This window comes from Aeromicrobium sp. Leaf272, from assembly GCF_001422865.1.
In the GTDB taxonomy this organism is placed as follows: domain Bacteria; phylum Actinomycetota; class Actinomycetes; order Propionibacteriales; family Nocardioidaceae; genus Aeromicrobium.
The window spans coordinates 360,646-362,766 of the sequence record NZ_LMMY01000011.1; the positions used below are offsets into that span (position 1 = coordinate 360,646).

The window sequence follows — 2,121 nt, forward strand, 5'->3', positions numbered from 1 at the left end:
GGGCGACGACGCGTCCGTCGAGCAGCGGCCCGACGTGGTCCCACCAGCCCGCGTGCGCGGCGCCGCCGTGCACGAGCACCGTGACGGGCTCGTCGACCGGGCCCCACGCCCGGTAGGTGATGCGCACGCCGTCGACGTCGACCGTGGCGTGCTCGGGCTGCTCCGCCAGGGCGGCCGTGAACCAGGCCGGTACGTCCTGCGCCATCGGTGCCGCCACCTCCAGAGAAACAATCAACCTTGACTGTTCTTGTCGTCCCCAGCACGATAGCGAGGACGCACGTCCACGACGAGAGGACCCCCGATGAGCCTGGCCGGAACGACGATGATCATGTCCGGAGGCAGCCGAGGCATCGGGGAGGCCATCGCGGTGCGCGCCGCCCGCGACGGCGCGAACGTGGTGCTGCTCGCGAAGACGTCCGAGCCGCACCCCAAGCTGCCCGGGACGATCCACACCGCTGCCGCCGCCATCGAGGAGGCCGGCGGCCGTGCGCTGCCGCTCGTGGGTGACATCCGCGACGACGCCTTCGTCGAGGACGCCGTGGCCCGGGCCGTGGAGACGTTCGGCGGCATCGACCTGGTCGTCAACAACGCCAGCGCGATCGACCTGTCCCGCACCGAGGACATCTCGATGAAGAAGTACGACCTCATGACGCAGATCAACGCACGCGGCTCGTTCCTGCTGTCCAAGCTGTGCATCCCCCACCTGCGTGCGTCGGCGAACCCCCACGTGCTCACGCTCAGCCCGCCGATCAGCCTCGACCCGAAGTGGTTCGGCACGTTCACCGCCTACGCGATCGCCAAGTACGCCATGAGCCTCGTGACCCTGGGCCTGGCCGAGGAGCTGCGCGAGGACGGCGTCGCGTGCAACTCGCTGTGGCCACGCACGGCGATCGACACCGCCGCGGTGCGCAACGTGGTGGGCGCCGGGCTGGAGACCAGCTCCCGCACGCCGGCGATCATGGCCGACGCCGCCCACGCGATCCTCACGCGACCCAGCCGGGAGTGCACGGGGAACTTCTTCATCGACGACGAGGTCCTCGAGGCCGAGGGCGTCACCGACCTGTCGATCTATCTGAACGGCGGTCGCGAGGAGGACCTGGCGCTCGACTTCTGGGTGGAGCCGAAGGGCCCGCACGACCCCGCCAAGCGTCTGTAGCCCGTCGGCGGACGATCCGGTTCAGCAGCCGTCGCGCACGAGGCCGGGCTGCCCGCCCTTGGTGACCTCGACGAACGTCACGCGGTCGTCGTCGGCCAGCTGGTCGGGCGTCGTGTCGAACAGGAAGCCGATCCAGCTCGCGTCGTTGCTCTCGCGCACGAACACCCCGGTCTGGCCGTAGCCGGCATCCTGCGGGTCGCTCGCGACGGACCTCAGCTGGGCCCACGTGGTGCCGACACCGAAGCCGGACCGCGTGTGGGGGCCGGGCTGGCGGACGCCGACCGACAGGACGTCGCCGTTCTCGGCGGTCTGCAGGTCGACGGTGTTCACGTACTCGTCGCGCCACGTGAGGGGGCGCACGGGACAGCCGTCGACGGGCGCGGGGACGTCGGCCACGAAGTAGCCGGTGGCGAGCGCCTGCGCCTTCGTCATGCCCGCCCTCACCGGACCGACCGCACCGGGGGTGATGAGGAGGTCCGACGGCGGCAGCAGACCCGCACCTGCCTCGGGCACCCCCTGATCGCCCCCGCCTGACTCGACGGTCGGCGCTGCCGCGGCAGGCTCGGTCTCCTCCTTCTTCTCCTCCGCCGTCGGCGACGGAGTCGGGGAGGCCGACGCGCGTGGCGTGTCGCGCCCGGCGGTGTCGTCGCCACCGACGGCCGCGGCGACCGCCCCGGTGGCGACACCCAGCACCACGGCTCCGGCGAGCAGCGAGAGAGCGAGCTTGGTCTGCATCATGAGCGTGCGTCCTTCGGTGAGGGGATCTGCACCATCAGATGCCGTCCGGACCCGAAAGGTTGTCCGGACCGGGCGGTGGGTCCTGGCCGAGCCGCTCGCGCAGGTAGCGGCGGGCGGTGTGGATGCGTGCCTTGACCGTGCCGAGCGGCGCGTCGGTGAGGGCGGCGACCTCGTCGTAGGGAAGCGTCCCGAGGTCGCGCAGCACGAACGCATCGACGGCGGACGGG

The 2,121-nt window shown here is 71.6% G+C and carries 3 protein-coding genes; 1 reads left to right on the top strand and 2 read right to left on the bottom strand.

Annotated features, from left to right (window positions below; translation table 11 throughout):
- Positions 1-301: 301 nt before the first annotated feature.
- Entirely contained in the window at positions 302-1,156 is an 855-nt protein-coding gene (locus ASF38_RS08815; RefSeq protein ID WP_055962143.1) for an NAD(P)-dependent oxidoreductase, read from the top strand.
- A gap of 21 nt (positions 1,157-1,177) precedes the next feature.
- On the opposite strand, the gene ASF38_RS08820 is transcribed toward ASF38_RS08815, so the two are convergent.
- Both ASF38_RS08820 and ASF38_RS17510 read right to left on the bottom strand, forming a co-directional pair.
- Positions 1,178-1,894: a hypothetical protein gene (locus ASF38_RS08820; RefSeq protein ID WP_056575182.1), complete on the bottom strand. Its 717-nt coding sequence runs from the start codon at positions 1,892-1,894 to the stop codon at positions 1,178-1,180.
- Positions 1,895-1,928: 34 nt separating this feature from the next.
- Positions 1,929-2,121: sigma factor-like helix-turn-helix DNA-binding protein (locus ASF38_RS17510; protein ID WP_304438649.1), on the bottom strand; the 193-nt coding region annotated here is incomplete at its 5' end.

What these genes read in the sequence shown, in the direction of transcription:
- ASF38_RS08815 (WP_055962143.1), top strand. Translation starts at nt 302, where the DNA reads ATGAGCCTGGCCGGAACGACGATGATCATGTCCGGAGGCAGCCGAGGC.
- ASF38_RS08820 (WP_056575182.1), bottom strand. Translation starts at nt 1,894, where the DNA reads ATGATGCAGACCAAGCTCGCTCTCTCGCTGCTCGCCGGAGCCGTGGTG.